Source organism: Pacificibacter maritimus (genome assembly GCF_003814915.1).
Taxonomy (GTDB): Bacteria; Pseudomonadota; Alphaproteobacteria; order Rhodobacterales; family Rhodobacteraceae; genus Celeribacter; species Celeribacter maritimus.
In genome coordinates this window covers 826322-850945 of sequence record NZ_RKQK01000001.1, presented here as the reverse complement: position 1 = coordinate 850945, position 24624 = coordinate 826322, and the positions used below count along the sequence as shown (strand labels likewise).

At 50.1% G+C, this 24624-nt stretch carries 20 protein-coding genes; 16 read left to right on the top strand and 4 right to left on the bottom strand.

What is annotated here, in order from left to right; translation table 11 throughout:
* Nucleotides 1-284: 284 nt before the first annotated feature.
* The 3 genes from EDD53_RS15070 (at nt 285) to EDD53_RS03925 (ending at nt 4985) form a co-directional block, all read left to right on the top strand.
* Nucleotides 285-3362 (top strand): methyl-accepting chemotaxis protein, encoded by a 3078-nt coding sequence (locus EDD53_RS15070; RefSeq protein ID WP_170162674.1) that lies wholly within the window; start codon nt 285-287, stop codon nt 3360-3362.
* 52 nt (nt 3363-3414) lie between these two features.
* Nucleotides 3415-4449 (top strand): protein-glutamate methylesterase/protein-glutamine glutaminase, encoded by a 1035-nt coding sequence (locus EDD53_RS03930; protein WP_246002192.1) that lies wholly within the window; start codon nt 3415-3417, stop codon nt 4447-4449.
* Between the two features lie 155 nt (nt 4450-4604).
* Nucleotides 4605-4985 (top strand): chemotaxis protein CheD, encoded by a 381-nt coding sequence (locus tag EDD53_RS03925; RefSeq protein WP_246002191.1) that lies wholly within the window; start codon nt 4605-4607, stop codon nt 4983-4985.
* 813 nt (nt 4986-5798) lie between these two features.
* On the opposite strand, the gene EDD53_RS03920 is transcribed toward EDD53_RS03925, so the two are convergent.
* The 3 genes from EDD53_RS03920 to EDD53_RS03910 form a co-directional block, all read right to left on the bottom strand.
* Nucleotides 5799-7781: a methyl-accepting chemotaxis protein gene (locus EDD53_RS03920; protein WP_170162673.1), complete on the bottom strand. Its 1983-nt coding sequence runs from the start codon at nt 7779-7781 to the stop codon at nt 5799-5801.
* A 201-nt stretch (nt 7782-7982) separates the two neighbouring features.
* Nucleotides 7983-8888: a sugar kinase gene (locus EDD53_RS03915; protein WP_123791870.1), complete on the bottom strand. Its 906-nt coding sequence runs from the start codon at nt 8886-8888 to the stop codon at nt 7983-7985.
* Nucleotides 8878-9699 carry a GntR family transcriptional regulator gene (locus EDD53_RS03910; protein WP_246002190.1) on the bottom strand — a complete coding sequence of 274 codons (822 nt, stop codon included), beginning with the start codon at nt 9697-9699 and terminating at the stop codon, nt 8878-8880. The genes EDD53_RS03915 and EDD53_RS03910 overlap by 11 nt, the downstream gene beginning before the upstream one ends.
* Before the next feature lie 110 nt (nt 9700-9809).
* On the opposite strand from EDD53_RS03910, the gene uxaC reads away from it, so the two are divergent.
* The 7 genes from uxaC (at nt 9810) to kduD (ending at nt 16212) form a co-directional block, all read left to right on the top strand.
* Nucleotides 9810-11219, top strand: coding sequence for a glucuronate isomerase (uxaC, locus tag EDD53_RS03905; protein ID WP_123791868.1), 1410 nt, complete (start codon nt 9810-9812; stop codon nt 11217-11219).
* A gap of 32 nt (nt 11220-11251) precedes the next feature.
* Nucleotides 11252-12232: a TRAP transporter substrate-binding protein gene (locus tag EDD53_RS03900; protein WP_123791867.1), complete on the top strand. Its 981-nt coding sequence runs from the start codon at nt 11252-11254 to the stop codon at nt 12230-12232.
* A 153-nt stretch (nt 12233-12385) separates the two neighbouring features.
* Nucleotides 12386-12904: a TRAP transporter small permease gene (locus EDD53_RS03895; protein WP_246002189.1), complete on the top strand. Its 519-nt coding sequence runs from the start codon at nt 12386-12388 to the stop codon at nt 12902-12904.
* A gap of 31 nt (nt 12905-12935) precedes the next feature.
* Entirely contained in the window at nt 12936-14216 is a 1281-nt protein-coding gene (locus EDD53_RS03890; protein ID WP_123792388.1) for a TRAP transporter large permease, read from the top strand.
* Nucleotides 14217-14243: 27 nt separating this feature from the next.
* Nucleotides 14244-14561: a cupin domain-containing protein gene (locus EDD53_RS03885; RefSeq protein ID WP_123791865.1), complete on the top strand. Its 318-nt coding sequence runs from the start codon at nt 14244-14246 to the stop codon at nt 14559-14561.
* A 67-nt stretch (nt 14562-14628) separates the two neighbouring features.
* Nucleotides 14629-15459: a 5-dehydro-4-deoxy-D-glucuronate isomerase gene (gene kduI / locus EDD53_RS03880; RefSeq protein ID WP_123791864.1), complete on the top strand. Its 831-nt coding sequence runs from the start codon at nt 14629-14631 to the stop codon at nt 15457-15459.
* Nucleotides 15460-15468: 9 nt separating this feature from the next.
* Nucleotides 15469-16212, top strand: a complete 744-nt coding sequence (kduD, locus tag EDD53_RS03875) for a 2-dehydro-3-deoxy-D-gluconate 5-dehydrogenase KduD (protein ID WP_123791863.1) — start codon at nt 15469-15471, stop codon at nt 16210-16212.
* 98 nt (nt 16213-16310) lie between these two features.
* Here kduD and EDD53_RS03870 read toward each other — a convergent pair whose 3' ends face one another.
* The gene (locus EDD53_RS03870) at nt 16311-17189 is read right to left on the bottom strand and encodes an AraC family transcriptional regulator (protein ID WP_123791862.1); all 879 of its coding nucleotides are present in this window, start codon (nt 17187-17189) and stop codon (nt 16311-16313) included.
* A 260-nt stretch (nt 17190-17449) separates the two neighbouring features.
* Between EDD53_RS03870 and EDD53_RS03865 the strand changes: the two genes are divergently transcribed.
* The 6 genes from EDD53_RS03865 to EDD53_RS03840 all read left to right on the top strand — a co-directional run bounded on the left by EDD53_RS03865 (nt 17450) and on the right by EDD53_RS03840 (nt 24568).
* Nucleotides 17450-18313, top strand: a complete 864-nt coding sequence (locus tag EDD53_RS03865) for a carbohydrate ABC transporter permease (protein ID WP_281277929.1) — start codon at nt 17450-17452, stop codon at nt 18311-18313.
* Nucleotides 18314-18322: 9 nt separating this feature from the next.
* On the top strand, nt 18323-19222 hold the full coding sequence (locus EDD53_RS03860; RefSeq protein ID WP_123791860.1) for a carbohydrate ABC transporter permease: 900 nt from the start codon (nt 18323-18325) through the stop codon (nt 19220-19222).
* Nucleotides 19222-20349: an ABC transporter ATP-binding protein gene (locus EDD53_RS03855; protein WP_123791859.1), complete on the top strand. Its 1128-nt coding sequence runs from the start codon at nt 19222-19224 to the stop codon at nt 20347-20349. The genes EDD53_RS03860 and EDD53_RS03855 overlap by 1 nt, the downstream gene beginning before the upstream one ends.
* Nucleotides 20350-20430: 81 nt before the next feature.
* Nucleotides 20431-21687 (top strand): ABC transporter substrate-binding protein, encoded by a 1257-nt coding sequence (locus tag EDD53_RS03850; protein WP_123791858.1) that lies wholly within the window; start codon nt 20431-20433, stop codon nt 21685-21687.
* A 152-nt stretch (nt 21688-21839) separates the two neighbouring features.
* Nucleotides 21840-23396, top strand: a complete 1557-nt coding sequence (gene pglA / locus EDD53_RS03845; protein ID WP_123791857.1) for a polygalacturonase PglA — start codon at nt 21840-21842, stop codon at nt 23394-23396.
* 11 nt (nt 23397-23407) lie between these two features.
* Nucleotides 23408-24568, top strand: a complete 1161-nt coding sequence (locus EDD53_RS03840; protein WP_123791856.1) for a glycoside hydrolase family 88/105 protein — start codon at nt 23408-23410, stop codon at nt 24566-24568.
* The last annotated feature ends 56 nt before the right edge of the window (nt 24569-24624 follow it).

The following is a 24624-nucleotide window of genomic DNA, read 5'->3' as shown; positions in this document are numbered from 1 at the left end:
GCGCGCGTTTTACATTGAAATCACACCCAAATCCACACCACATCACTCTATGTAAATCGTAAGATTGGCAGGTACGACACCAGATTGGCGCGCAATAAAATCGCTAAATCGGATACGACTTAAACGAATCTTCATTCATTGCTGACATTCCTCAACACATCCGAGCCGATCAGCTCGTTTTGTTTGGAACATGTGTGAGACATCCTAGTGCACGGTTGCGAGATGTGGAGAATGCAATGAATATATTGAAAAAAATCAAACTAGCGCAAAAACTGCCAGTAATAATGATTGGCTTAACCGCGCTCGCCATTTGCGTATCTGGATTCGTATCGTATCGGCAAGCCTCCGATGCTTTGCTCGCGGAAGCTGAAAAAACACTAGAAACCATCGGTGAAGCCCGCGCTATTGAACTTGGCGTGTGGTTAGATGGCATTGATGTCGACATCCGAAGCCAAGCCAACAACCCCACAATCTTATCGGCCGTGCGCGGTTTTGGTGAGGCTTGGAATGCGATATCGGAAGATCAAACCAGCTATCTGCAAAAAACCTACATCGATGACAACCCACACCCATTTGGCGAAAAAGATGCACTGGAATTTGCCGATGATGGGACCGCCTATAGTCAAGTCCATAAACTGTATCACTCGTATTTCAAAAAACTGGTTGATGAAAATGGCTATTATGATGTTTTCATTTTTAATCCCGAAGGCGAGTTGGTCTATTCTGTTTTCAAAGAACGTGACTTCGCCACCAACTTTTTAGAGGGCCCTTTCAAAAACAGTGGCCTCGCTGAGGTGGTACGCAATTCATTGTCTGCTGAGACAGTTGAAATTTCCTTCAAAGATTTCGAAAGCTATGCGCCATCTGGCGGAGACCCTGCCGCATTTTTGGGCGCGCCGATCATGGACCGTCGTGGCAGTATAAAGGGCGTGATCGCCTTTCAGATGCCGACACAACACATAGATTCTATCTTCCAGCGCCCCACAGGTCTGGGTGAGACGGGTGACGCTTACATCGTTGGTTCTGATGCCTTGCTACGCAGCAATCCGATCCACGGTCCGGGCAACCAAGTTATGGTGCGAAAAGTCACAAGCGAAGCGGCGACAAAGGCGATTAGCGGTGAGGTTGGCTTGCTCATGCAGGAAGAGAAAAACCCCATGACAGGGGAGATCATCAACAATATCGCCGCTTACCGATTTGTAGATTTTCACGGTGTGCGTTGGGGCTTGATCACTGAGCAAACGGTGCATGAAATCCTCAAACCCGCTTTTGCGCTACGTGACAGCATGATTGTCGATGGCCTCATAATGATCGCTGTTGTTGCCCTAATTGGTTATCTCATTTCACGTTCGATTTCTCGGCCACTGACTCGCGTCGAACAATCTATGCGGACTGTGTCTGCTGGCAACTATTCTGATCCAGTGTCGGGTACGGACCGCGGCGATGAAATCGGTGGGATCGCCAGTGCCTTGGATGAGTTTCGCGATGCTTTAGGACAGGCGGAACGCGCGACCAAGGACGGCCTCTTTAAAGGATCAGCCTTTGAAGGCTCCTCAGCTGCTTTGATGATTATCGATCAAAAATTCGATATCATCTATATGAATGCGGCTGCCTCTACTTTGATGTCCGATCACGAAACTACATTTTCCGCGATGAACCCTGAATTTTCCGCAAGCAACCTTATCGGCCAGAGCAGCGATATCTTTCACAAACATCCCCAACATATTCGCGACATTCTCAACGATCCAAATCAACTGCCATATGCTGAAGATATTAAATATGAGGACACATACTTTTCTCTAAATATCAATGCTGTGATCGACCAAGCTGGCAATCAAATTGGGTGTGTTATGGAATGGCAGGACGTGACAGATATCCGCACAAGCGAAGCTGTCATTGCCGCACTCAACAGCACGCAAGCTAAAGCTGAATTCAGCCTAGAGGGTGACCTATTGATTGCCAATGAAAATTTTGCGTCTATGACCCAAACATCTTGCGATCAGCTTTGCGGTCAAAACTATAGTAAAGTGCTCAATTTTGACCCCTCGACAACTGGCAACGCCGACACTGTTTGGGCGCGTTTACTCAACGGTGAAAACGTGAGCGGTCGGTTCGATATCTTATCGGCTGCAGGAGAAAATTCCATTCTAGACGGCACGTTTAATCCAGTCATAGACGCGAACGGAAAGCCGTTTCGAATTATTCTGCTTGGCAATGATATCACTGAAAGTGAGCGAGCGCTGCGTCAATCCCGCCTCGAACAAGAAACCATGAAAGCGCAGCAAGACACAGTGGTTGAAGGATTGCGTATTGGCCTAAAACGCTTGGCTGAAGGAGACCTGACCAGCCAAATCACTGATCCCTTTGCTCAAGAATATGAATCCCTGCGCAATGACTTTAATGTCGCCATGACCAACCTTCTGGATGCGATGAGCCGCGTGGTTGAAAATGCTGATATGATCCGTGGAGAAGCGAGTGAAATTTCCAATGCGGCAGACGATTTATCGCGCCGCACAGAAAAGCAAGCAGCAACACTCGAAGAAACCGCGACCGCTCTAGATGAGCTCACATCATCCGTGCGTTCTGCGGCTGATGGTGCCAATCAAGCCAGTGAAATGGTTGAAACTGCAAAGTCGAATGCAGAGACCTCTGGAGAGGTCGTGCAGGAGGCTGTCGAAGCCATGAGCGAAATCGAAAATTCGTCCAATCAAATATCAAAAATCACATCTGTGATTGATGATATTGCATTCCAAACCAATCTTTTGGCACTCAACGCTGGTGTCGAGGCCGCCCGTGCGGGTGAAGCAGGGCGTGGTTTCGCTGTCGTAGCCTCCGAAGTCCGCGCCCTTGCGCAACGTTCCTCAGAAGCTGCGCGTGAAATCAATGACCTCATTTCAAAATCTGGGTCATTGGTCAAACGTGGTGTCGGGCTCGTGGGCGAGACGGGCGATGCTCTTAAGGGCATTGTGAAATCTGTCAGCGAAATCGCAGTCAACGTGAATGAAATTGCCTCTTCTTCCAGAGAACAGTCCAGCGGATTGGCTGAAATAAATGCAGCGGTGAACCAGCTTGATCAGGTTACGCAGCAAAATGCCGCCATGTTTGAAGAAACGACTGCGGCAAGCCATGCTCTTACACGTGAGGCAGAAAATCTCACAGATACAACGTCGCGCTTCTCCATCTCTAAACCTTTGCAAGAAGATGAAGGTGAAAATACCGTCATATCAGCAGATTTTACTGCGCATGTATCCGAATCTACTGCTCCAATTCCTTCTGAAAAAACACTACTGAGGAAAGAGGTCGTGAATGCCGTAGTTGGCGCAGCTGATGTAACGATTAGCGATGACTGGGAGGATTTCTGACACTTCGATCTAGAACGTTTTATTTAGATGGCCGCAGATTGAGGAAATGAAATTGAATAAATATCGTGTGCTCATTGTCGATGACTCTCCAACGATGCGTCGACTCATTCGCACTCTTTTAGAAAACGACCCAAGGCTTGAGGTTGTCGCAGAAGCTGGAACTGCAAGTGAGGCACGAGACGCGGTTAACCAACACAAGCCCGATGTCATGACGCTTGATGTTGAAATGCCCAATATGAGCGGGATCGAATTTTTGAAGCGGCTCATGCGACACCGCCCAATGCCTGTGGTTATGGTGAGCACATTGACCAAAAAGGGGGGAGAGATCGCAATTGAAGCGCTTTCCTCAGGTGCCATCGACTGCATTGAAAAGCCAAAGCTTGGCCAAAAATCTGATGCTTTTGCCAACCTCACTGATACAATTGTGATGGCGGCGCGCGCGCGAATTCAGATCCCCACGGCGCGTTCGAACAAGCCAGCGGCAGTGCGACAGCGTGACTTTAGACGGATTTGTCTGCTTGGGGGATCAACCGGTGCTGTTGATGCATTGGAAAAAATTCTGATACGTTTCCCAAAAGAATGCCCTCCCACTTTGGTCACGCAGCACATGCCTAAAGCATTCTTGGTGAACTTTGCCGCACGGTTGAATAAATTAGTGTCCCCGCATGTTTCACTGGCGGAACATGGAGAAGAACTAAAGGCGGGGCATGTGTTGATTGCTCCTGGCGGTGACTTTCACCTGAATATTCAAGCCAAACCTGTCGTTCGCGCAACCTTACACGCTGGGCCAAATGTATCAGGGCACCGCCCTTCGGTAGACTCGATGTTTAAATCTGCGGTGGATCTAGCCCCAAATATCGTCGCTGGAATACTCACGGGCATGGGACGCGATGGGGCGGAGGGGATGTTAATGCTTAAAAACGCTGGTGCTCTAACAATTGCTCAGTCGAAGGAAACCTGTGTGGTATTTGGTATGCCACAAGTGGCGGGGCAATTAGGAGGCGTGGAACACTGGGTGGATATTGATGAACTCGGCGATGAATTGCTTCGGCTTGCTGAAGTGCCACGCACAGAGATCTGCAAATGACATTTGAACGAGAAATATCACAGCCCAAAATCAGCTCAACATACATCAGCCAGGGCGATTTTTCGGTCTGTTGCAATTCTGGTGATCTCATTTCAACCATTCTAGGGTCATGTGTTGCGACCTGTTTATGGGACCCCGTTGCAAGAGTAGGTGGAATGAATCACTTCTTGTTGCCCGATGGTACGCAAACCCCAAACGAACAGGCCAGTTCCTTTGGGGCAAATTCTATGGAGTTACTCATAAACGCTCTCATCAAAGCTGGCGCACGACGTGATCGAATTCGCGCCAAAGTCTTTGGAGGCGCTGAAATGTATAAGGGCCTTACCGATGCTGGCGCAAGAAATAGTGAATTCGTTTTGTCCTATTTACAGACCGAGGAAATCCCGCTGGATGGGCAAAGTCTGGGGGGATCTCTGGCGCGGCGCATTGAATTTGATCCTATCTCTGGACGCGCGCGTCAAAAGCTTGTTCCTGATGCGTGTATTCAGGAAAAAGTGGTGGTCGAAGTTGCAACAAATGATTTGGAGCTTTTTTAACTGAACTGTCTTGCAACTGGATATGGTTAGCTTGGCTAACTGTCACAACCGAGTAATTTTCCTACACTGATTACTTTCCATTGTTTAGGAATTGGCCGAATCCCCAAGCTCTCCCCTGATTTGCGCGCTGTGCTTGGGGATAAATCTTTGGCGTTTGGCTGCCGATTTCACATGTTGGTTTAGTGTGAAATTCATCGGTGTCAGGCTGTCTGGCGCTGAATGGGTCTTTGCCCGTTGCTATCCGCCTGACATTCTTGCAGCGATTTGCGAACATCGCGCAATATGCCGAACACCCTTTTGTTCGAGAATTTATCCCATAGTTTATCGTGGAAGCTTTCGAAAAAAATCGCTCTATTTAGATTTTCCGAGTGCGATGTCATGCCAATTGACGCGCGTATCTTTGACCCATTCAAGGACCGTCATACTTGTGAGGGCAGGGTCGCACATCACTGATCGTCTGATCCATTTCGGAGAAGGGCGCGCTCCAACATCTGTTTTATTAACTTACTATTCTCGCCTTCAAGCGCTTCGTATCCATCGGATTTATGTCGCGACTTACATCCAAAGGTATCTTGCCAGTTTCCCGTTTTTTGATCATCTCAATGATCCGTTCGACCAATAATCATGCCTTCATGTGCCCGTCCTGTTTCTGGCTGGATGATCCACAAATTTATAGGAGATTTAAGGGGCTTGGGTCACAAGTGGCATATAGAGAAAATCAAAAAGTGACAGGCCCCTTAAGGGGGCTGTCACTCCTGAATTTTCTGAGAGAAATAGCAAAGAGATTTAGAGCATCCCCTTGCAGGCGTGATGTTATGACATGTGAAACTGCTCAGTCTCTTTGCGCAGGTTTTGAGCTTGCGTTTTCAAGAGCGTCACTGCCGCTGAGCTTTCCTCAAACATAGCCGCATTTTGCTGTGTCACTTGGTCTAGGTCATCCACCGCGGCATTGATTTCGCGCAGGCCGATGGCTTGTTCTTGTGCCGAATTGGCAATATTTTGCACCAAAGAATCCACCTGAGTGACCAGTTCCTCGATTTCTTTTAGGACAGTCCCTGATTCATGGACCAGTGCGACACCTGATTTGACCTGTGTGGAGGAGGTATCTATCAGGTTTGCGATTTCTCTGGCCGCTTCGGAAGATCTTTGTGCTAAAGCGCGGACCTCTGATGCGACCACAGCAAATCCACGTCCGCTTTCGCCCGCGCGGGCCGCCTCTACGCCTGCATTGAGGGCGAGAAGGTTTGTCTGGAATGCAATGTCATCAATAACCGAGGTAATTTTTGATATTTCAATCGAGCTTTTCGAAATATCAGCCATTGCAGTAATCGTTTGTTCCACGACTTGACGACCTTCGCCAGAGCGCGATCGCGCACTTGACACAGATTTCGCAGCATCTTTTGCGCCTTCGGCTGAATTTTCGACTGAGGAGTTCAATTGCGTGATTGCGGAGGCGGTTTCAACAAGCGCTGCGGCTTGATTTTCGGTACGGCGTCCGAGATCTGTGGCCGATGCTGCAATACCTTCAACTTCATTTTGCATATTGGTAATGCCAAGTGCCGTTTGTTGAATGAGAGCGGCAAGTCTGTTGAGCGACGTGTTGAAATTCGTGCGCAATTCTTCGAGTTCACCTGGCATTTCATCGTGCATGGTTATCGATAAGTTGCCGAGGCTTAGTTCGGTAATTGCGGCGTTGATCTCTGTGATGGATGACTTAAAGCGCGTAACGTCTGAGGCAAACTTAACGACCTTGTAGACCTTGCCATTTGCATCAAAAATTGGATTATACGTGGCCTTAATCCAGATTTCATCGCCCGATTTTGTTATGCGAATGAATTCGGAATCCATGCAGTGACCAGCATTTAGGTTTTCCCAAAATTCAAGATATTCTGGGCTGTTGCGTTCATCGGGGCGCACAAACATAGAGTGATGTTGTCCTTGAATTTCTTCAAGAGGATAGCCGAGTGCAGTCGTGAAGTTTTCATTGGCGGTGATGACGGTCCCGTCAAGATTGAATTCAATGACGGCTTGAACCCTGTGAATGGCATTCATTTGCCATGTGAGATCATTCACTGCGTTTTTTTCGACGGTCACATCCGTAGCAGTTTTGAGCACGCTTTTAGGCTTGCCATTTATGTCGAACAACACGTTGTAGCTGGCTTGAATAAAGACATTTGATCCATCTTTTGCCTTACGTAAAAATTCACCAGTGATAAATTCGCCTTTCTTCAACCTGTCCCAATGATTTTTATAATCGGCGGAATTCACTTGATCGTTTGGCATGAATATTTTGTGGTGTTGACCTTTGATTTCATCCAAACTGTACCCCATCACGGCCAGAAAATTATCATTTGCAGTGATGATTTCGCCATCCAGCGTGAATTCAATCAGCGCTGTCGAGCGAGAAATTGCATCGGCCTTTGAGGTGTTAATGTTGTTGTCGCGTGTTTTCTCTGTCACGTTTGTGGCTAATTTAACAACACCTGTTACAGCGTTGTCAGGGCCACGCAAAGGGACGTAGGAGGCTTCGATATAGACGGTTGAGCCATCTTTGTGCTTGCGTGCGAAGGTACTTTGCTGGGTTTGTCCCGCACGCAATGCATCCCAAAATGCACGGTATTCAGCGGATTTTTCACTTTGGTTAAGCAGAAATATTGCATGCTTTTGCCCAATGATTTCATCAGGTTCATACCCCATCGTATCACAAAAATTGCGATTGGCATTTGTGATCGATGTGTCAAGATCAAACCAAATCATTGCAAGCGCTGAATTCGTGGCCGCGTAGGTCGCCTTCATCGGATCATTGTGTCGGGTAGGGCTTTTAAAATGGAACATTGATACCTCACAAGTTTGATCAGACTGTGCATCAAAAGTTCTAACAATTTATTGAGTTTTTCTTTTGTTTTATGTGAAGCCGCATTGAACGGATATCAGCCGCAAAGTTTGACGACTTTGCGGCTGATATTTTGTTTCGTGATGAGCTTGAAAGCCAAGGGCCTATAAGCGCACCAATGCGCCGCGGTGTTGCACAACGTTTGCAGAGAGTGTCATGCCTGAACGCAAGGAGTCTTCCAAGTTTGCCCCCAACATGCGCGCTGTAATGTAACCTGCGTTGAAACTGTCGCCCGCTGCGGTACTGTCGACGGGGGAAACGCGCTCTGGTGATATCGACATACCCCCTTCGCCTTTTGCCCATGCATACATTTCATGAGCGCCGTTTTTGACAATTACAGTATGCGCGCCAAGGTCGCGATAACGCTGGGCGGTGTCTTGTGGTTTTTTATCGCCAAACATGTCTTCTTCTTCGTCAAATGACGGTAGCATGACATCAGCAATTTGTGCGGCTTTTGCGAGCCAAGTCTTTGTGGCTGCGGAATTTTCCCAAAGACGTGGGCGAATATTGGTATCGAATACCACCTGCGATCCAGCCGCGCGCGCTTTGGCCAAAGACTCCAATAGATTTTGGCGGTGCTCAGGGGAAAGAATGGCCAAGGTAATGCCAGAAAACAGCAAGATTTGATCCCCTGTGAAAGCGCGGTCCAACAGATCGGGATCTGCGGCCAAAAGTTTAGCGGCAGAGGTGTCACGCCAGTAAGAAAATGAGCGTTCGCCATTGTCCAATTCGATCATATAGAGACCGACAGTGCGATCAGAAACAGGTGTAATGGTATCGGTTTTTATATTTGCATCCGCAAGAAAACCCATCAGCTTTTGTGATGTCTTATCGGTGCCAACACGTGTCAAATAGCCCACGCTATAGTCGCTATGGGCGGCCAAACAGCGCTGTGCGTACCATGCGGTGTTAAATGTGTCGCCAGCGAAATTCATCGCGTATTTTCCGTGACCATCAGGGGCCATTTCGACCATACATTCCCCGATGGTGAGTAGTTTTTTATAATTCACGGTCTTCCTCGTCGAAATAATTGATATGTTCAGCACGGATTGTGCTGATTGATTTAGAGATTCTATTTAGGTGCGACCGTATTGCCTCTGTGACTTTTGTTTTATCCTTGTTTATCAGTGCTTTAAGGATTTCACAATGTTCGTCATAGGCGATCTGCGTGCCTTCTTTGTCCAAGGACAGATAGCGCACGCGGTCCATATGTGCCTTATTGTCTTTGATCAGAGTCCAGACTTCTGGATGGCCTGCAGTGGCGCAAATTGTTGCGTGAAATTCATCATCCAATTCATGAAAATCATCGCGAGAACCAGAGTTAAGCACCTGTTTTTGAAGTCTAAGATTCTCCTCAAGGCGCATGATATCGGCTGATGTTGCCTTCGTTATCGCCGTGCAGCAGGTTTCAATTTCCAAAGCTGTGCGGATAAACCGTGCCTTATGGACGGCTGCGGTGGAAATTTGCGTCACCACGGTGGCGCGTTGTGGGCGTATCAACAAGAACCCTTGCTGGCTGAGTCGATAAAATGCATCGCGTACGGGTTGGCGCGATACGGCCAATTTTTGCGCGACATCCGCTTCGGACAGCTTGGTGCCAGGCGGCATGTCGAGGCACACAATCCCATCATAAAGCTGGCGGTACACGATATCCGTGACGGATGGTCCACGATCTGGCGTCAGTGCTTGTAGTTTCAATTCTTGTTCCATCACGTCTCCTATCGCATCCAGCGCGGCCAATATAATCGAGTGTTTTTGCCGTAAGGGCAATCCTTGGGTCGCTGTGAACTTGTCAATCTCAGGGCGTTCTGTTGTTGACAAGTGCAAATTTGATTTGTCATAAGTTAGCAACTAGCATATTAGTTGGCTAGTTGAAAATACAATTACCATGGCGCTCTCCAATACAGCCGCCATGAGGGGGACCGAAATACATGCCACTGCTCGATTCAGATCGTTTGTTTCCAGTCGAAGATCGCAGCCGTGGTTTTGCGCGTGAAATTTATGACGGGATCAAAGATTTACCGATCATTTCTCCACACGGGCATACAGATCCTGCGTGGTTCGCGTTGAACAAAAACTTTGCCGACCCTGCGCAGCTTTTTGTGACGCCAGACCATTATGTGTTTCGGATGTTCTGTTCTCAGGGGATCGATTTGGCCAGTCTGGGCGTACCGCGTGCTGATGGCGGAGCAGTAGAACAAGATCCGCGTAAGATCTGGCAAATCTTTGCTGATAATTTTTACCTTTTGCGCGGCACGCCATCCTACATCTGGCTAAATCACGCATTTCAAGAAGTGTTCGGCCTTGATACGGCTTTGAACGGCGAGACAGCGCGAGAGATTTATGATCACATCGAGTCCTGTTTAAAGACGGAGGCTTTTAAGCCACGCGCCTTATATGACCGCTTCAATATTGAAGCCCTGTCTACAACTGAAATGGCGCTGGATGACTTGCGGCATCACAAAACCATCGCCGAAAGCGATTGGAACGGGACTGTGATTTCTGCCTACCGTCCAGACAATGTGATTGATCCTGAATTCGAAGGTTTCGCTGATAATATTGCGAAGTTGGGGGAGTTGACGGGCGAAGATACGACGACTTGGGCGGGGTATTTGAACGCGCACCGCAGCCGCCGTGCGTTTTTCAAAGACGTCGGCCGTGTGACATCATCAGACCACGGTCATCCGACAGCGCGCACCGAAGATTTCAGCCCTGAGGTGGCCAATGCGCTGTTCCAAAAGGCGCTCAAAGGCACATGCACAGCAGATGAAGCCGACGCCTTTCGCGGTCATATGTTGACTGAAATGGCGCGCATGTCTTTGGATGATGGGCTGACATTGCAAATACATGCTGGGGCGCATCGCAATCACTCAGCGCCGATGATGGCACAGTTCGGGCGCGACAAAGGTTTTGATGTGCCTAGTAAGACTGAGTTTGTAAACAATCTCAAACCCTTACTTAATGCTGTTGGCATGAACTCTGAACTCACAGTGATCTTGTTTATGCTAGATGAAACAACGCAAAGCCGCGAACTTGCGCCGCTGGCTGGCGTGTACCCCGCGCTGCGCCTTGGGCCGCCTTGGTGGTTCCATGACAGTTTTGAAGGCATGAAGCGGTTCCGCGAAAACTGCACTGAGACCGCAGGATTTTACAACACTGTCGGCTTTAATGACGACACCCGTGCATTCTGCTCCATTCCGGCTCGCCATGATGTGGCGCGTCGCGTGGATGCTGGATATCTCGCCACTTTGGTCGCCACAGGGCGATTGAATGTGACCGAGGCCCATGAGGTCGCGCGCGATCTCACCTATAATTTGGTCAAGAAAGCATACAAGCTTTGATCAATTAACAGTCTTTGGGAGGAGACTTTATAATGACTCATTTGAAATCATTCACGGCTGCAATTGCTTTGATCGCAGCCTCTACTTTGACAGCGACTGCCTGTGAGACGACCCTGCGGTCTTCTGATACGCATCCAGATGGATACCCAACAGTTGAGGCCGTAAAAGCCATGGGTGCCGCGCTTTCTGCAGCCACAGACGACAGACTTTGTGTTGAAGTGTTTCATTCCGCCCAATTGGGCCAAGAAAAAGATACCATCGAACAAACTCAATTCGGTGTGATTGATTTCAATCGCGTGTCCCTTGGGCCATTCAACAACATCATCGAAGAAACAAAAGTGCCGTCATTGCCTTATATCTTCCGCTCGGTTGATCACATGCACACAGTGATGGATGGCCCGATTGGCGAAGAAATTCTGGCTGCGTTTGAAGCCCATGATTTGATTGGTCTGGCCTTTTATGATGGCGGATCGCGGTCGTTTTACAACAAAGAACGCCCGATCACTGAAATGAAAGATCTTGAAGGCCTTAAATTCCGCGTGATGCAGTCTGATCTGTTTGTTGATATGGTCTCAGCCGTTGGGGCAAATGCCACACCCATGGCATATGGCGAAGTCTACTCATCCATCCAGACAGGCGTGATCGACGGCGCAGAAAACAATTGGCCGTCTTTTGAATCCTCAGGTCACTTCGAAGTCGCAGGCTATTACACTTTGGACGAACATTTGATCGTGCCTGAGGTCTTGGTGATGTCGAAATCATCCTACGACAAACTGTCAGCCGAAGATCAAGCCGCCGTGCGCGCTGCGGCCAAAGCTTCTGTGCCTGTGATGCGTGACCTTTGGGCCGCGCGTGAAAAAGCATCCGAAGAAAAAGTGCGTGCAGCAGGGGTCGAAATCATCACAGATATCGACAAAACCCCCTTCATCGAAGCGATGGTGCCTGTCTACGAAAAATATGTGACGACAGATAAGTTGAAAGATCTTGTGACACGTATTCAAGCGACAGAGTAACTTTAGTTTTGGCGTCAGTGACCTTTGGATCTGACGCCAAGATCCCGCGAAACCCGACCGTCTGGTGCTTGTGTGTTCCACAAGCTGTGATGCTTTCAGACACAGGGTTTCAAACCTCTTTGCCAATTCAAAGGCGGCAAAATGCAAAAAATAATGAAAAAAGTGGCACGTGTGATGGCCTTTCTTGCCCGCATGTCCCTTTGGTTGTCTGGCATCGGCTTGGTCCTGATGACGGCCTTTATCACCTATCAGGTCTTTGGGCGTTTCGTTTTGAACAACACACCCACATGGACGGAAAGCTGGTCGATTTTAATCATGGGCTGGTTCATTTTCTTAGGCGCTGCTGTTGGCACGCGCGAGGGATATCACCTGTCATTTGATGTTTTGCTGTATATTTTACCGCAATCCGTCAAGAACGTGCTCTATACGATTTCCGATATCGTGATCGCAGCTTTTGGCCTTGGTATGATTTACTACGGCGTGCAACTGCTTGATAAAACATGGCAATCTACCATTCCTAATATCGGCATTTCAGGCGGATGGGCCTTTGTTTCTATTATCATGGGGGGCGTTTTGATGACGCTGTTCTCTATCGAGCGTATTTTGCGCCGCGCCTGCGGCATGGTCACAGCCCGCTTTGGCGAAACCGAACTTCCCGAAGAGGACCGCTGACATGGGTATAGCTGAACTTATTGGCCCCGGCATGGAGCTTTGGGTGCTCTTTGGCACTTTTACTTTTTTACTGTTGATCGGCACACCTGTTGCCTTTTGCTTGGGCGCGTCTTCCTTTGCGACTGTTTTGTATTTGGGACTGCCGCCTGTGGTGGTGTTCCAGCGCTTGAATTCGGGCGTCTCTGTGTTTTCGCTGATGGCCATCCCGTTTTTCATCTTCGCGGGTGAACTTATGGTGCGCGGCGATATTGCGCGACGCCTTGTGGCACTTGCAGGGGCGGCTGTCGGCCACTTCAAAGGCGGGTTGGGGCAGGTCAACATCTTGGCCTCTGTCTTGTTTGGGGGCATTTCAGGCTCTGCTGCGGCGGATACATCTGCAATCGGCGGCTTGATGGTGCCGCAAATGGTGAAGCGTGGCTATGATGCAGATTACGCGGTCAATGTGACGGTGTGTTCCTCGATCATCGCGCTCATGCTGCCGCCGTCGCATAACCTGATTATCTATTCGATTTCCGCGGGCGGACGCATTTCTATCGCCGACTTGTTTACCGCTGGGATTATCCCCGGATTGATCTTGGCTTTGGCCTTGATGCTGGCCGCTTATATCGTCGCGCGTCGTCGCGGTTATCCGACAGAAGCCTTTCCTGGCGGTCGTATGGTTTTGACGCTCATCGTGTCAGCTTTGCCTGGTTTGATCTTGGTCGCGATTATTTTCGGAGGGGTGAGATCAGGTATTTTCACAGCCTCTGAATCGTCCTGTGTGGCGGTGGTCTATGCCATGGCTGTGACGTTTTTCTTGTACAAATCCCTAAGCTTTTTCGACTTTGTTCAAGCTGTAAAAGGCGCTGTGCGCACCACGGCCATGGTCCTTTTGGTGATCGGTTGTGCAGCCTCTTTTGGGTGGCTCTTGGCCTATATGAAAGTGCCCGCCAGCTTGGTTGTCTTCATGCAAGGCATTTCAGAAAATCCGATCGTGATCTTGCTTTTAATCAACGTTTTGTTGCTGTTCTTGGGCACATTCATGGATATGTCGCCGCTGATTGTGATCACCACACCGATCTTCTTGCCTGTGGCGATGGCCTTTGGGGTTGATCCTGTTCAATTCGGCATCGTGATGATTTTAAACCTTGGCATCGGGTTGTGTACGCCGCCTGTCGGATCGGTTCTATTCGTCGGCTGTGCCGTGGGTAAGATCCCTGTTTGGGATGCTGTGCGCACGATCTGGCCTTTCTATTTCGCGTCAGTGCTCACTTTGCTTTTGGTGACTTACATCCCAGCTTTGTCGCTTTGGCTGCCATCCTTGTTCCACTAAATACCGTTTCACCGCTAGGAGACCTTTATGTCCCATGTTCGCAGTTTTCCCGAGGTTCAAGTCGACGCCTATGTGCGCCGTCAGGTTTTATCGGAAAATGACACCTTGATGGTCGTCGCCTTTACCTTTGAGGAACAAGGCGAGGGCGCGCTGCATGCGCACCCGCATGTGCAATCCACATATGTGGAAAGCGGAGTATTCACATTTTCTATTGATGGAGAAACCTTCGACGTCTCAGCGGGGGATAGCTTCGTCATCCCAGCCAATGCGGTGCACGGCTGCAAATGCCAAAAAGCGGGCAGGCTGGTCGACACCTTCACCCCGCGCCGTGACGACTTTTTATAGTCCGAATTGAAAACGGGTCGCGCGCTGCCCCCCGTGTGCCTAACAGATAACTTACAGAAAGAAGATCATGACCACACTTGATGTTGAAACCCGCCACGCCATTCACCCCGACCATGCCAAAGCTATGGACACGCAGGCTTTGCGCGATAACTTTTTGGCAGAAGGCATGTTCGCAGAGGGTGAAATTCGCCTTGTCTACACGCATTATGATCGTTTTACCGTCGGGGGTGCTGTGCCAAACGGCGGTAAGCTGACTTTGGGCAAAGTTGATGAAACGCGTACCGAAACATTTTTAGAACGTCGTGAAATGGGCATTGTGAACATAGGCGACGCGGGCACAGTAGAGGCAGGCGGTGAAACATACGCGATGAACAAAGGCGATGTGCTGTATCTGGGCATGGGATCTGGCGCTGTGACGTTTTCGGGGCAGGGGCGTTTTTACATAACCTCTTGTCCAGCGCACAAATCCTACACCTCTCGTTTGATCACTGTGGAAGAAGCAAAAAAGGTCGAAATGGGCGAAGCCGCCACGTCGAACAAGCGTACCATCAAAATGTTCATCCATCCGCTTGTGATGGAAAGCTGCCAATTGGTTATGGGCTATACTTCGCTTGAAGAAGGCTCCGTTTGGAACACAATTCCTGCGCATGTTCATGATCGCCGAATGGAGGCCTATTTGTACTGGGGCATGGCCGACGAGTCCCGTGTTATTCACTTTATGGGCGAACCCCAAGAGACCCGCCACCTTGTTGTCGCAAATGAACAGGCCGTGATTTCGCCCACATGGTCCATCCACTCTGGCGCGGGTATTGGCGAATATACCTTCATCTGGGCGATGGCTGGCGACAATGTCGACTATACCGATATGGATTTCATTCAGCCTGCAGATATGCGCTAGGGGGCTTTTATGTATGATTTGTTTTCACTTTCAGGACAAAAGGCGCTTGTCACAGGCGCGAACACTGGCATCGGTCAAGCCATCGCTGTCTCACTTGCGGGCCAAGGTGCGCATGTGATTTGTGCGGGTCGGAGGTCTTGCGATGACACCGTTCGGGTGATCGAAAAAGCAGGGGGAACAGGCGAAAGCCTGACCCTCGATTTCGCAGATCCTATGGCAGCCAAAGACGTTTTTAAAGACCAAGGCATTTCAATCCTTGTCAACAATGCGGGCATCATTCGCCGCGAAGATTCAGTTGAATATTCCGAAGAAGATTGGGATGCGGTGATGGATGTCAATCAAAAGGCACTGTTTTTCACCTGTCAGGCCTTTGGCAAGGAATTGATGGCCAAAGGCGGCAGGGGATCGATCATCAATATTGCGTCTTTATTGTCTTTCCAAGGCGGTATCCGCGTGCCTGCCTATACCGCCAGCAAACATGCTGTGGCAGGAATAACCAAAATATTGGCGAACGAATGGGCCGCATCAGGGATCACAGTCAACGCCATCGCGCCAGGCTATATTTCAACCAATAACACCGAAGCCCTACGCAATGATCCCGCGCGCAATGAGGCTATTCTGGCGCGCATTCCAGCAGGGCGTTGGGGCGATGCCGAAGATATCGGTGGCACTGCGGCCTATCTTGCGTCGAAGGCGGCGAAATACGTCACAGGTGCGGTTTTGAATGTCGATGGCGGTTGGCTCGCACGCTAAACTCTTTGCGCGTACCTGTCTGACAGAACTGGATTTATAGCACATGGACTGGCGCCTTCGGGGGCCAGTTTTTTCATTTCCCTATATGTTATAGGTCTCTATTCTGAATATAAATCCTTTTCACGCAATGCTTTATCGCGCGATTTTAATCTATAAGCCGAAGGTGGTTTACCCATGTACCGCTTGAACATTCTACTGAAAAAATAGGCATCTTGATAGCCCACCTCTGCGGCGACTTCTTTCACCGATTTGCCCAGCATCAAGGCATGCATTGCCTTGTCCATCTTTTTTGACTCCAGAAATTTTTGCGGAGTCTGTCCAATACGGTCGCGAAAGGCGCGGCGAAAATAGTCTGGATTGAAAGGCGCGCGATCTAAAGTGCGCTCTAAAGCATCGGGCGCCAATGGATCATCGCCCAACCGCGCTGCGGCTAACATAATATGCAAAGACAATGCATCTTGCCCATCCATGGCCCCCATTGCTTTTTCATGCCAGCCTAAAAAGGCAGCTTCAAGATAGGCCAGCAAAATCACCATAAACATGTGATGCTGTCCCAAAGTGGTCGAAGTTTCGGGGGCGGTGTCATGATAATGTTGCACAAGTGGGCGAAATACATCCCAATTTGGCATGGGCGTGCTTTGGATCAAGCTCATTTGGCTAAGCATATCGACAGTGCCAAAAAGAGTGAGCGAAAAATGCTGCGCCACACCTGTGTAGCGGTCTTGTGTATGGGTTTGACCTTGGAACCTTGTGCCCGCAGGCACCAAAAGCGCCTGTCCGGGTGTCAAGATGACTGTCTCGCCGTTGATGTTATATTTTCCCGCACCCGTGAGGCAAATAATGAGATCGTGAACAGGATTGGATTTATCCACGCGCCATGTCGGTGAATGGGTCATTTTGATGGTTGATCTGGTCAATTGCAGTCCGACGGCATGGGTTGGAATGCCTGAAAATGGCCCAAGTTCGTTTTTGTCCATCTTATCCTGCCTTTCTGTTCATTCGCTTCGTGCAAAATACATGCGTAAATCTATCTCAGGGAATCAGTGTTACACGAATAAATATAACTCTGATAAAGAAAAAAGGGGGGGTGATAGGCGTTTACTCTAATTGACAGCTGTCGATTGGATCTGGCGTTTTACTTTTCAGATATGCATTATTTCGAACATAAATATGCGACACGAATGTCATGCGTTTTTGCCAAGACTGAGGCGGCGTGATGGGCGGGGAAAGCAGATACATGGGGCTGGCTTATGTCTTGCCCTATGTGATTGGATTGTTGATCTTTACGGCCTTTCCGTTCGGATATTCGTTTTACCTCAGCTTTACCGATTACAATTTGATGTCTGATCCCACTTGGGTCGGCACCAAGAACTATGAAAAGCTGTTCACGCGGGATCGCACCTTTGAAAAATCGCTGAAAGTCACGCTGCTTTATGTGTTTTTGACCGTGCCGCTGAAACTTGTTTTCGCCTTGTTCATAGCGGTGATTTTGAATTACCGCCTGCGTGCCATCGGGTTTTTCCGCACAGCATATTACGTGCCTTCCATCTTGGGCGGGTCCATCGCGATTGCTGTATTGTGGCGCTACATATTCGCAGACACAGGTCTGGTGAATATGGGGCTAGAATTCATCGGTCTTGAGGCCATCAACTGGTTTGGCAACCCGACAAATGCACTGTTTACCATCACGCTTTTGCGGTGTTGGCAGTTCGGCTCCGCCATGGTGATTTTCTTGGCGGCACTGCAATCGGTCGATAAATCTCTCTATGAGGCATCGGCGATTGACGGGGCAAATAAGTGGCACCAATTCCGCTATATCACTCTGCCTTTGATCACGCCGGTTATCTTTTTCAACCTGATTATGCAGACGGTGCAAGCCTTTCAGGAATTCAACGGTCCCTACATCATCACTGAAGGTGGCCCACTGAAATCTACCTATCTCTTGCCGCTCTACATCTACGAAAAAGCCTTTAAAAACTTTGACATGGGCTATGCTTCAGCCATCGCGTGGGTCTTGTTTGTCATCATAATGGTCCTGACCGTCGTGGCCTTCTGGTCGTCAAAGAAATGGGTCTATTACGCTGGCGATAAGCGCAGTTAGGGGACAGATATGACACAGACAATACACCCTGAAATCGAAAGCAAGGCACGGGCTCAGCAAGCCAAATTGCGCCGCCGCGCCCGTATCAATGCTCTTATCCGTTACTTTGTTTTATCGGCCGTAGGGTTGATGATGCTCTACCCGCTGATCTGGTTGATCGGGGCCTCTTTTAAAACCAATTCCGAGATTTTCACCAATCCTGGATTTTTGCCAAAGAACCCGACAATCCAAGGCTATATAGATGGCTGGAAAACCTCGACGCCCTATACATTTGCGCGGTTCTTTTGGAACACGTTTTTGATCATCGCGCCGAAAGTGATCGGCACGGCGATTTCAGCAACAGCCGTCGCCTACGGGTTTGCGCGCTTTGAATTTCCGGGCAAGAAAATCTTGTTTGCGACATTGATTGCGACCTTGTTGTTGCCAAATGTGGTGACACGCATTCCGCAGTACCTGTTGTTCCGAGACATCGGTTGGTTGGACAGTTTCCTGCCACTCTGGGTGCCTTCAGCCCTCGCAGGTGATGCGTTCTTTGTCTTTATGCTGGTGCAATTCTTGCGAGCAATTCCGCGCGATATGGAAGAAGCCGCACGTGTAGACGGCGCCAATTCATTCCAGACGCTGATCTTCATCGTGGTGCCTTTGCTGACACCTGCTTTGATTTCGGTCTGTCTGTTTCAATTCATGTGGTCGATGAACGATTTCCTTGGCCCGCTTATTTATATTTCTTCGGTGGAAAAATACCCCGTGAGTTTGGCGTTGAAGCTGTCGATCGACACGACAGAAGCCTTTGAATGGAACCGCATCCTTGCGATGTCCGTCTTGGCAATCACACCCGCACTCGTCGTCTTCTTTATGGCGCAGAAGTATTTCATCGAAGGCATCTCATCAGGGGGGGTAAAAGGCTAATGGCACGCTTGCAGCTCAAGAACGTCGAAAAGACTTATGGCAACGGGTTTAAGGCCGTCCATGGTATCAATCTGGACATCGAAGATGGTGAATTCATGGTGTTTGTTGGCCCATCAGGCTGTGCAAAATCCACCACTTTGCGGATGATCGCGGGGCTTGAAACCATTTCAGGCGGCGAGGTTCATATCGGCGATACAATCGTCAATGATCTGGCGCCCGGTAAACGTGGTCTGGCGATGGTGTTTCAAAACTATGCGCTCTACCCACATATGAAAGTCAAAAACAATCTGGGCTTTGGTCTGCGCCTAAAACGCAAGCCCAAAGATCAGATCGCCAAGGCAACCAAAGATGTTTCAGGCATTTTGGAAATCGAAGAACTGCTTGAACGTTTGCCCAAAGAACTGTCAGGCGGACAGGCACAACGTGTCGCGGTGGGCCGCGCTTTGATCAAATCACCCGAAGTGTTTTTGTTCGATGAGCCGCTGTCAAATTTAGATGCGAAGTTGCGCGCCTCCATGCGGGTGCGGATCACGGATTTGCATAAAGAACTGCGCGAAGCAGGGCGACCCGCCACGGTGGTCTATGTGACCCACGATCAGGTTGAGGCCATGACCATGGGGGACAGAATTTGTGTCATGAAAAGCGGGCATATCATGCAGGTCGCAGATCCTGTGACCCTGTTTGAACGCCCTGCGAATGACTTTGTGGCAGGCTTCATCGGCATGCCCGAAATGAACATCGTTGACGGTGTTTTAGACAGGGAGTCAGGGGCAAACCTTATCATCGGTTCGCAAACAATTTCTGGCGGCGCTGCTCTGGCTGCGCGGCTTACGCAGCCAAGCGGGCCTGTAAAAATCGGCATCCGCCCCCAGCATTTAACCTATGTGCCCAAAGGCACTGAGAACGCTTTCGAAGGCAAAGTGACCGTGATCGAATTCATGGGGCATGAGGTCAACCTGCATATCAATATCGAGGGTCACAGCTTTATCTGTGTGATCCCCAGCGAAATCTACGACCGCAGTTTAAAGCGCGGCGACACGGTATATGTCGCGCCTTTGATCGAGCGGCTCCATGTTTTCGATCCCGAGACAGGCGTCAATGTTTCACTCGGGCAAGAGAGCGCATAACCACGCTCAAAAACGGATCGCGCATTCGCCAGCATGGCGGGGCGGGGTCACTTTCAAACGTATCTTTTAGGGAGGACTACTATGAAACGTTCGACAACCGCGCTGGCCACTGTGCTGGCACTTACGGGAATTTCAGCACATTCGGCTGAATTGCGCATGTCTTGGTGGGGGGGCGATAGCCGCCATGTTGCCACACAAGCGGCACTTGAAGTCTGTGGGGCCAAGACGGGGCACAGCATCAAACCAGAATTTACAGGCTGGGGCGGTCACTTGGAAAAGGTCACAACGCAGCTTGCAGGCGGCACCGAGGCTGACATCATGCAGCTTAACTGGCCATGGTTGCCGATCTTTTCACCCGATGGCACCAATTTGGTGGATCTCAACACGCTGTCTGACACGATTGATCTGTCCAATTGGAACGAAGCGGCCATCGCGCAGGCCACTTTGGGCGGCAAATTAAACGGCTTGGCCGCATCGCAAACAGGGATGATCTATTGGTTCAACCAAGACATTTACGAACAAGCTGGTCTTGCGCTTCCGACATCCATTGATGATCTGGTCACGGCTGCTGCGGTGTTCGAAGACAAATTGGGCGAGGGGTATTTTCCCTTCTACCTTGTGGGCGAAGATGTGGTGAAGTGGTTGCAAAATGTCGTGGCGCAATCCACGGGCAAAGGTCTGATCGACGATAGCACCATGACTGTTGCCTATACGCAAGATGAATTGGTCGCAGGCATCGAGATGTACCAAATGTTGGTGGATGCAAAGGTGACCCCCTCTTGGCCAGATGCCGCTGCCGCAGGCAATGTGCAACTGTATGAAAACCCAAGCTGGGCCGATGGTCACTACGCGGGCACATATGTTTGGGACTCAACCTACTTTAAATATGCCGAGCCTTTGACAGTTGGCACTTTGGTTCCATCTGGCTTGTTGTCTGTTGAAGGCGGCAGCAATGACGGGGTCTACCGCAAGGCCTCTATGGTGTTTTCGCTCTCAAAAAATTCCGACAATCTAGAGGCGGCAGCACAGGTGTTGAACTGTTTGCTGAACGAACCCGAAGGCATCACAGCTATGGGAACTGCGCGCGGTTTGCCTGCGTCGAAAGCAGCTCAAGCGCAATTGGCGGCAGACGGATCAATCGTTGATATTCAAACTGAAGCCAACGATATGGTGTTGCAAGCCTCAGGCCCCGAAGTCTCCGCCTATGCCGAACACCCAGAGGTGCGATCTTTGATGACCGATACGCTTGAACTCTTTGCTTATGGTGAACTCTCGGCGCAAGAGGCAGCCGAAGAAATTATCCTAGGCACCAATGAAGTCTTGGAAAAATATAAGTAGGTCAAAACTTTAAATCAAAACGCGGGTCACTTCCTCCCTCGCGTTTTGGCGCTCTCGTCTGTTGGGGCGGGGGCGCCAGATTTCCCATCAATCTTTCACACTTGGCTTTGGCCAAATCCAAATTTGGCGCCATTTTTTGGCGAAGGATTCCTATGACTGCTCAACAGGTTCAGTATCGTGATCTCAAAATTACTCTGTCTGCTGCAACACCGCGCTGTTGCGTGATCATGCTGACAGCAGCTGATCTGCGTTTCACATTGGCCCAAGCTCTGCCCTATGTGGTGACCAGTTCATCGGGAACAGTGTCAAGCCACGCCACCCGCAGCGCTGTGGTGCTAGACGACTTAACCCCAGACACTGCCTATGAATTTCACTGCGCGGGGCAGGTGCTTTCCTTTGTGACTCCACACTGCGCGGGGCTGATTGAGGCGCGCGATTTTGGCCTCTTTGAAGAGGCAAAAAACAATGCAGTGGCCTTGATGGCGGCAATTCAAGCCACCCCAAAAGGTGGCACTTTGCGTATTCCCAAAGGGCGCTTTGTGACAGGTCCGCTGGATTTGAAATCAGACATGACATTGCATTTATGCAAAGGCGCAACGCTTGTTGCCCCCGTGGATCGCGGTGAATATGCACAGCTCGAGGCCTATGATCCGACTGGTCAGATGTTGGGATCATGGGAAGGTCTGCCTGATGCGATGTTTAAATCTCTGATCACGGCTGTGAATTGCACGGGGCTGTCCGTCGCGGGTCGCGGCACGCTGGATGGTGGCGGTGCCGAGGGCGATTGGTGGACATGGCCTAAAGACACGCGAGAAGGGGCGCGCCGCCCCCGCACGATTTATGCCGTGCGCTGTGAGGGTTTGACACTGGCTGGCATCACCATTCGCAACAGCCCGTCTTGGACAGTGCATCCCGTTTTATGTGACAATGCCGTCTTTTCAGGACTGACAATATGGAACCCCTCTGACAGTCCAAACACCGATGGTTTAAACCCCGAAATGTGCCGCAATGGTCGCCTTGAGGGCATTCATTTTTCTGTTGGCGATGATTGCATTGCGATCAAAGCAGGCAAGCGCTCTGACGCGGGCGATGGGGCCCATTTGGCCGCAACATCCCACTTGAAAATTCAAAATTGCCGCATGGAGCGGGGTCACGGCGCTGTGGTCATGGGGTCGGAAATGTCAGGCTCTATCACGGATATCACCATATCTCACTGTGAATTTGTCGGCACGGATCGCGGTCTTAGGATCAAATCACGCCGTGGGCGCGGTGGCGAAGTGGCGCGGATCCTATGCCACGATTGTACGATGGATGGGGTCGAAACGGCGCTGGCTGCCAATGCCTATTATTATTGCGATTGGGATGGACATTCAGATGCTGTGCAAAACCGCGCAGCTGCGCCCGTCACCGATCTCACCCCGCGCCTTTATGATATCACTTTACGCGATTGCGACATTCGTGGCCTGCGCTTGGCTGTGGCAGCCGTTATCGGCCTGTCCGAGCAGCCGATAACGGGGCTTAAACTGGCAAATATCACCTATACGCTTGATCCAAATGCCAAAGCCGCCGCGCCGTTGATGGCAGATTATATTCCGCTCATGCGCCACCAAAAACTGTGGTCTGAATTTGCCGATGTGAGTTGCAGCTGTGTAACTGAAATCGATGATCCTGCGATGCTCAGTGCCAGCACGCCGTTGTCCCAACCCTAGAAAGAGATGCGATGCTTTTAACCTATTTTGATTCCTATGCAGCCGCTCATTCCCCTTACAAGGGGGGGGCTTGGTGTTATGAAGATGGCTTGATTTATCAGGGACTTGTCGCGCTTTTTGAGGCGACGTCCGATCAAAGGTTTCTCGATCACGCGCAACGTATGGCCTGCGCGCAAGTCGATGAAAATGGCGTGCTTAAGGGCTATACATTGACAGATTTCAACATCGATAACATTCAGCCTGGTCGTGCGATGCTAGACCTATTTCGCTTGACGAATGACCCGCGTTATATGCGTGCGGCTGACACATTGATCGCGCAGCTCAAAGACCACCCGCGGACCAAAAGTGGCAACTACTGGCATAAAAAACGCTATCCGTGGCAGGTCTGGCTGGATGGGTTGAATATGGGCCTGACGTTTCAAATCCAATACGGTTTGACAGTCGAAAATGATGCTTTGGTTGAGGACGCTTTAACCCAATTGGCACGCGCCATAGACGTGACGCGGGTCGCCGAAAACGGCCTCTATGCCCATGCATATGATGAGGCGCGCACACAAAGCTGGGCCGATCCAATCACGGGTCAGAATGCGGCTCATTGGGCGCGCGCCATTGGCTGGATGTCCATGGCTTTGATCGACGCTTGCGAAATGGTCGGATTGGATCGCGCGCGCGCAGCGGGTATTTTGGGGCCGACACAAGATTTGATGCAGCGCCTTATTGCATTGCAAACCTCGGGCAATCTTTGGTTGCAAGTGATCGACAGCCCTGATCTGAGCGGAAATTACGAAGAAACCTCGGCCTCTGCCATGTTCGCCCTGTCTTTGATGGCGGCTCAGCGCTTGGGGATCATGCCGAGCGCGACCTCTTGCGCGGATGCAGGGCGGGTGGGTGAAACTGCGTTTCACGAATTGGTCGAGCGCATGATTGATCCAAACCGCGCCAAATATGGGATTGGTTTTGGGCAAATGGTTTGGGTGGCAGGGCTCGGTGGCTATAATGGCCGCAACCGAGATGGCAGCGCGCAGTATTATACTATGGAAGACATCGTCGAAGATGATGCCAAAGGTGTTGGTCCCCTCATGCGCGCCACGGCTGAATTTTTAAGCCACAAACAAGTTCTGCCCAGCCTTGGGTGCCGATATCAGCCCCTTGCGACCAAAGCTTACGGCTAAGAGGCGTCACCACACAGGAATTTCGCTGCAATATCGCCTCTGCCTCTTGTCTTTTG